The sequence below is a fragment of the Streptomyces sp. NBC_00683 genome (assembly GCF_036226745.1).
Lineage (GTDB): Bacteria > Actinomycetota > Actinomycetes > Streptomycetales > Streptomycetaceae > Streptomyces.
Genome location: NZ_CP109013.1, coordinates 7,441,380 through 7,449,634, shown reverse-complemented (window position 1 = coordinate 7,449,634; position 8,255 = coordinate 7,441,380). Strand labels below are relative to the sequence as shown.

At 69.7% G+C, this 8,255-nt stretch carries 1 protein-coding gene (only partly in view); it reads right to left on the bottom strand.

The features are described from left to right. Window positions 1–36: 36 nt before the first annotated feature. Window positions 37–8,255, bottom strand: partial view of a type I polyketide synthase gene (locus OG257_RS32635; RefSeq protein WP_329213248.1) — the end only. The gene runs 24,658 nt beyond the window's last position; the window shows 8,219 of its 32,877 coding nt (coding positions 24,659–32,877); its start codon lies beyond the right edge, outside the window; it ends in the stop codon at window positions 37–39.

The window sequence follows — 8,255 nt, the reverse complement described above, 5'->3', positions numbered from 1 at the left end:
GGCCGTCGCCCTTCACGGGAGGTGTCTGAACGCTGTTCACTTCGGTCCCCCGAATTCCTTCTGGATCAGCTGCAGTACTTCGTCGGCGCTGGCAGCCCGATCCAGCACGTCGTCGGCGACTGTCTCGTCGTCCGGGGCAGTGCCCTTACGCCAGTTCGCCAGGAGGGCCTGCAGCCGGCCCGAGACGTCGAAACGCTCGCCGTCGGCGCGGGACAGCGTCAGCAGGGATGTTTCGAGGCGGTCGATCTCCTCGGCTATCGAGGCCGCCTGCCGCGCCTCGCCGGGGGTGAGTTCCGTGCGGAGGTGGTCGACGAGGGCGTCAGGCGTCGGATGGTCGAAGACGAGGGTGGCGGGCAGTCGTAGCCCGGTCCGCGCGGACAGCAGGTTGCGCAGTTCGACTGCCATCAGCGAGTCGAAGCCCAGATCCCGGAAGGCGCGATCCGGCTCCACCGCCTGCGCACCCGCATGCCCCAGGACCGCAGCGGCCTGAGCCCGGACCACATCCAGCAGCACCTGACGACGCCTGCCATCCGCCACACCCTCAAGCTGCTCCCGCAGGCTCGGCCCACCGCCACCTGCCGGCAACACCGGTGCAACAGCAGCAACTTCGGGCAACTCCGCCAGCAGACGACTGGGACGCGCCGATACGAACCCGGGAACAAACCGCTCCCAGTCGATGTCCGCCACCGTCACATCCACACCACCACGAACCGCCTCACCGAACACCCGCAACGCAAACTCCACGCCCAACGGACGCACCCCACCACGCCGCAACCGCTCCACCACCACACCGCCGGCCGCCATACCCCCCTCAGCCCACGGACCCCACGCCACCGACACAGCCGGCAGACCACGCCCACGACGCCACTCCACCCACGCATCCACACACGCATTAGCCGCCGCGTAATTACCCTGACCCGCACTACCCACCGTCCCCGCCAACGACGAGAACACCACCAACCACTCCACCGGCAAACCCGACGTCACCACATCCAGATTCACCAACCCATCCACCTTCGGCGCCATCACCGACACCAAACGCTCCGACGACAACCCCTCCAACAACCCGTCATCCACCACACCCGCCGCATGCACAACCCCGGTCAACGGCAAGCCGACGGGAACACCCGCAACAACCTCCGCCAACGCCTCCCGATCAGCCACATCACAAGCCACAACAGTGACCCGCGCACCCAGCCCCGACAACTCCTCGACCAGACCCTCCGGCGCCACACCCCGCCGACTCGTCAACACCAGATGCGGCACACCCCGACCCGCCAGCCAACGCGCCACCTCCACACCCAACGCACCCGTACCACCCGTAACCAGCACCGTCCCCGACGGACACGGATTCCACGACGCATCCACCGCCCCCGCCGGAACCGCACGAACCAACCGCCGACCGAACACCCCGGAACCACGAACCGCAACCTGATCCTCACCACCACCGGCAGCCAGAACCCCCACCAAACGGGCACCCGCCCGGGCATCCATGACCTCAGGAAGATCGACCAGACCACCCCAACGGTCCGGCACCTCCAACGCCGCAACCCTGCCCAGACCCCACACCGAGGCAAGGCCGGGGTTCACCAGCCGGTCCGAACCACCCACCGACACAGCGCCACGCGTCACCACCCACAACGGCGCCGTGACCTCACCCAGCCCCTGCACCACGGCCAGCGTCTCCGCCATCCCGGACGCAGACAGCACCACACCAGCCAGGCCAGGCAGACCCGACACCTCCTCGACCGGGACACTGACCACGGTCGCACCAGCCAAGGACAGGGCCTCGGACACCTCGGGGTCCTCGGTACCGACGACCGCCCACACACCAGTCAGCACCGCCGACGACGACAGGCCGTCCAGCGGCTTCCACGTGACCCGATAACGCCACGAGTCCTGGACCTCCTGCATCGGCAGCTGCGGCCAGTAGCGCTCGCGCTGGAAGGCATACGTCGGCAGATCGACCACCCGGCCGCCCCAACTGGCGAACAACTTCGTCCAGTCGACGTCGGATCCGGACGTCCACAAGCGGCCGGCCGTGGTGAGCGCGGTGTCGGTCTCGTCCCGATCCTTGCGGAGGACGGAGATGAACTCGGCCTCGACAGCGTTGTTTTGGGCCATGGCTGACAGGACGCCGTCCGGGCCGAGTTCCACGTACTGCGTCACACCCATCGCATCGAGCGCCGCGATACCGTCGGCGAAACGCACCGCCTGCCGCGCCTGGTTCAGCCAGTACTCCGGCCGCTGCATGACACCGGGCTCGGCCACCGCGCCGGTCAGGTTCGACACGACCGGAATCCGCGCTGCGTGGAACGTCAGGCCGGACAGCACCGTGGCGAACTCGTCCAGCATCGGATCCATCAGCGCGGAGTGGAACGCGTGCGACACCGACAGGGCACTGACCCGCAGACCGCGCTCCGCGCACTCGGCCGCGTAGCGGTTGATCCTGTCGAGGTCACCGGAGAGGACCACAGACCGGGGGCCGTTGACGGCCGCGAGATCCAGTCCGGAGTCGGCGACGTCGGCTTCGGTCGCCTCGACGGCGAGCATGCCGCCGCCAGCAGGCAGTGCCTGCATCAGTCGGCCGCGCTCGGCGACCAGCACGCACGCATCGTCCACATCGAGGATCCCTGACACGTGCGCGGCGGTGATCTCGCCCAGCGAGTGGCCCAGGAGCACATCCGGGATCACGCCCCAGGACTCAAGGAGCCGGAACAGGGCGACCTCGAGAGCGAACAGGCCCGCCTGCGCCCACATCGTCCGGTCCAGGTCCACACCGTCGGTCAGAACCTCCCGCAGCGGACGCTCCAGCCGGACGTCGAACCGGGCGCACACCGCGTCGAAGGCTTCCGCGAACACCGGGAACGCCCCGTACAACCCCAGCCCCATACCCGCGCGCTGCGAACCCTGACCGGTGAACAGGAACGCCAGACGCCCGTCACCGGCGGCGCCGGTGGCCAGGACCGCATTACCGGCCAGCACCGCGCGGTGCTCCAGCACGGCCCGGGTGGTCGCCAGTGACCACCCCACGTCCACCGGATCCAGCTCAGGCTGCTCGGCCGCGAACCACCGCAGTCGTTCCACCTGCGCCCGCAGCGCGGGCTCGGACTGCGCTGAGACCGGCCACGGCACCAGATCCGGAGCCTTCGGCGTCACATCGAACGCTCCCGGTCCGGACTGAGGCGGCGACTCGAGGATCACATGCACGTTGGTACCGCTGATACCGAAGGACGAGACACCCGCACGCCGCGGCCGACCGGACTCCGGCCAGGAACGCGCCTCGGTCAGCAGCTCCACCGCACCCGCCGACCAGTCCACCTGAGGCGACGGCTCATCCACATGCAGCGTCGCCGGCAGCACACCGTGCCGCATCGCCATCACCATCTTGATCACACCGGCCACGCCAGCGGCCGCCTGGGTGTGACCGATGTTCGACTTGATAGAGCCCAGCCACAGCGGCACGTCGCCCTCGCCACGGTCCTGGCCGTAGGTGGCCAGCAGCGCCTGCGCCTCGATCGGGTCACCGAGCCGCGTGCCGGTGCCGTGCGCCTCCACGACGTCGACATCCGCGCCGGTGAGACGGGCACTGGCGAGTGCCTGGCGGATCACCCGCTGCTGCGACGGACCGTTCGGCGCCGTCAGACCGTTCGAGGCGCCGTCCTGGTTCACCGCGCTCCCGCGCACCACCGCGAGCACCTGATGCCCGTTGCGCTGAGCGTCCGAGAGCCGCTCCACCAGCAGCAGACCTGCACCTTCGCCCCAGCCCGTCCCGTCCGCCGCACCCGCAAACGCCTTGCACCGACCATCCGCAGCCAGCCCGTCCTGCCGGTCGAACTCCGTGAACGCAGCCGGGGTGGACATCACCGTCACACCGCCCACCAGGGCGAGTTCGCACTCACCGGCCCGCAGTGCCTGCCCCGCCCAGTGCAGAGCGACCAGCGACGACGAGCACGCCGTGTCCACGGTGACCGCCGGGCCCTCCAGCCCGAACGCGTACGAGACCCGGCCGGACAGCACCGCCGCCGCGTTCCCCACAGCCGCGTGCCCGTCACCGGCGTCCTGCGACGCCGCGAGAACCTGTGCGTAGTCCTGGCCGTTGGTTCCGGCGAAGACCCCCACACTGCGGCCGCGCTGCGACCGCGGGTCCAACCCCGCCGACTCGAACGCCTCCCACGCAGTCTCCAACAGCAACCGCTGCTGCGGATCCATCGCCAGCGCCTCACGCGGCGAGATCCCGAACAACGCGGCATCGAACCGGTCAGCATCGGTGACGAACGCGCCTACGCCGCCGGGTGCGTCGGACGGCCAGCCGCGGTCGGCCGGGAACGGCGACATGCCGTCCACTCCGTCGGCGACGAGGTCCCACAATTGGGCGGGAGAGGTGACGCCGCCGGGGAACCGGCACGCCATTCCGACGATCGCGAGCGGCTCGTCCACCGGCGCGAGCACCGGGGTCGCGGTCTCGGGCGCCGCGGTGACGCCGATGTCGGTCAGTTCGGCGGACAGGTACGCGGCCAGGACTGCCGGTGCCGGGTGGTCGAAGACGAGGGTGGCGGGCAGTCGTAGCCCGGTCCGCGCGGACAGCAGGTTGCGCAGTTCGACTGCCATCAGCGAGTCGAAGCCCAGATCCCGGAACGCCCGCCCCGGCTCCACCGCCTGCGCACCGGAATGCCCCAGCACCGCAGCCGCCTGACCCTGCACCAGATCCAGCAGCACTTGCTGGCGCTGCCCCGCCGGAACCATCGCCAACTGCTCCCGCAGGCTCGGCCCACCGCCACCTGCAGGCAACACCGGTGCAACAGCAGCTACTTCGGGAAGTTCCGCCAGCAGACGACTGGGACGCGCCGACACGAACCCGGGAACAAACCGCTCCCAGTCGATGTCCGCCACCGTCACATCCACACCACCACGAACCGCCTCACCGAACACCCGCAACGCAAACTCCACGTCCAACGGACGCACCCCACCACGCCGCAACCGCTCCACCACCACACCGCCAGCCGCCATACCCCCCTCAGCCCACGGACCCCACGCCACCGACACAGCCGGCAGACCACGCCCACGACGCCACTCCACCCACGCATCCACACACGCATTAGCCGCCGCGTAATTACCCTGACCCGCACTACCCACCGTCCCCGCCAACGACGAGAACACCACCAACCACTCCACCGGCAAACCCGACGTCACCACATCCAGATTCACCAACCCATCCACCTTCGGCGCCATCACCGACACCAAACGCTCCGACGACAACCCCTCCAACAACCCGTCATCCACCACACCCGCCGCATGCACAACCCCGGTCAACGGCAAGCCGACGGGAACACCCGCAACAACCTCCGCCAACGCCTCCCGATCAGCCACATCACAAGCCACAACAGTGACCCGCGCACCCAGCGCCGACAACTCCTCGACCAGACCCTCCGGCGCCACACCCCGCCGACTCGTCAACACCAGATGCGGCACACCCCGACCCGCCAGCCAACGCGCCACCTCCACACCCAACGCACCCGTACCACCCGTAACCAGCACCGTCCCCGACGGACACGGATTCCACGACGCATCCACCGCCCCCGCCGGAACCGCACGAACCAACCGCCGACCGAACACCCCGGAACCACGAACCGCAACCTGATCCTCACCACCACCGGCAGCCAGAACCCCCACCAAACGGGCACCCGCCCGGCCATCCAGAACCTCAGGAAGATCGACCAGACCACCCCAACGGTCCGGCACCTCCAACGCCGCAACCCTGCCCAGACCCCACACCGAGGCAAGGCTGGGGTTCACCAGCCGGTCCGAACCGCCCACGGACACCGCGCCACGCGTCACCACCCACAACGGCGCCGTGACCTCACCCAGCTCCTGCACCACGGCCAGCGTCTCAGCCACCCCGGACGCCACCAGCACCACACCCGCCAGGCCAGACAGCCCCGACACCTCTTCGGCGGGAACACCGACCACGGTCGCACCAGCCGAGGACAGGGCCTCGGACACCTCGGGGTCCTCGGTACCGACGACCGCCCACACACCAGTCAGCACCGCCGACGACGACAGGCCGTCCAGCGGCTTCCACGTGACCCGATAACGCCACGAATCAAGCGTCGAGCGTTCCTGGTGACGCTGCCGCCAGGCGGACAGCGCCGGCAACGCCGACTCCAGACCCGCAAGTTCCTGCAGATCCTCACGCTCGACTGCATCCCAGAACGCCGAGTCCATGCCATCTCCGGCGGCCGACGTCGCCGACGGCTGCGGCCAGTACCGCTCACGCTGGAAGGCGTAGGTGGGAAGCGGCACCGCTCGGCCGCCCCAGCCGTTGAACACACCGGGCCAGTCGATGTCGGTCCCGGCGGTCCACAGGCGGCTGATGGCGGTCAGGGCGGTGTCGGTCTCGTCGCGGTCCTTGCGAAGGACCGGCGCGAAGAGCATGTCGTCGGCGGTGGCCTGGGCCATGCCGGACAGGACACCGTCCGGTCCGAGTTCCAGGCAGGTCGTCACGCCCATGGCCGCGAGGGCCGCAATGCCGTCAGCGAAACGGACCGTCCGACGGACCTGGTCCAGCCAGTACTCCGGCCGCTGCATGGCACCGGGCTCGGCCACCCCACCGGTCAGGTTCGACACAACCGGAATCCGCGCCGAGCGGAACGTCAATCCGTGCACCACGTCGGCGAATTCGGCCAGCATCGGTTCCATCAGGGCGGAGTGGAACGCGTGCGACACCGACAGGACACTGACCCGCAGACCGCGCTCCGCGCACTCCGTCGCATATCGTTCGATCGCGCCCAAGTCACCTGACAGCACCACGGAGTCAGGACCATTTACGGCGGCGATGTCCAGGCCGGAGTCCGAGACATCCGCCTCGGTCGCCTGCACCGCAAGCATGCCTCCGCCCTCGGGCAGCGCCTGCATCAGTCGGCCGCGCTCCCCTACCAGCACGCACGCGTCATCCAGGTCGAGGATGCCCGCGACATGGGCTGCGGTGATCTCGCCCAGGGAGTGCCCCAGGAGCACGTCAGGGGCAACCCCCCAGGACTCAACCAGCCGGAACAGGGCGACCTCAAGGGCGAACAGGCCCGCCTGCGCCCACATCGTCCCGTCCAGGTCGACGCCGTCGGTCAGGACCTCCCGCAGCGGACGCTCCAGCCGGACGTCGAACCGGGCGCACACCGCGTCGAACGCCTCCGCGAACACCGGGAACGCCTCGTACAACCCCAGCCCCATACCCGCGCGCTGCGAACCCTGACCGGTGAACAGGAACGCGGTCCGGCCCTCGTTCGCCACACCCGTGGCGAGCACGTCCCCGGTGGCGGCGAGGACGACCCGATGTTCCAGACCGGCCCGGGTGGTGGCCAACGACCAGCCGACGTCCACCGCGTCCAGCTCGGGACGCTCGGCCACGTACGACCGCAGCCGCTCCACCTGGGCCCGCAACGCGGCATCGGACTTCGCCGAGACCGGCCACAGCACCGGGGCCGGAGCCGAGACGTGCGGCGCCACATCGGCCGCCGGTTCGGGCTCGGGCGGCGCCTCGAGGATGACGTGCGCGTTGGTGCCGCTGATGCCGAACGACGACACCGCCGCACGGCGCGGCCGATCGGACTCCGGCCAGGAACGCGCCTCGGTCAGCAGCTCCACCGCACCCGCCGACCAGTCCACCTGAGGCGACGGCTCGTCCACGTGCAATGTCGCCGGCAGCACACCGTGCCGCATCGCCATCACCATCTTGATCACACCCGCGACACCAGCAGCCGCCTGGGTGTGACCGATGTTCGACTTCACCGACCCCAGCCACAACGGCTCGTCGCCGTCACCGTGGCCTCGCTCCTGGCCGTAGGTGGCCAGCAGTGCCTGCGCCTCGATCGGGTCCCCCAGACGCGTACCGGTGCCGTGAGCTTCGACGACGTCGATGTCCGCGGTCGTGAGCTCGGCATTCGCCAGTGCCTGACGGATCACCCGCTGCTGCGACGGACCGTTCGGCGCCGTCAGACCATTGCTCGCACCGTCCTGGTTGATGGCACTGCCGCGCACCACCGCCAGCACCTGGTGCCCATTCCGCCGCGCGTCCGACAACCGCTCCACCAGCAGGACACCGACGCCCTCGGACATGCCCGTGCCGTCCGCGGCGGCCGCGAACGACTTGCAGCGGCCGTCCGAGGCGAGGCTGCCCTGCCGGTCGAACTCGGTGAAGATGCCGGGCGTCGCCAGGACGGTCACACCGCCTGCGAGGGCCAGCGAGCATTCGCCGGCGC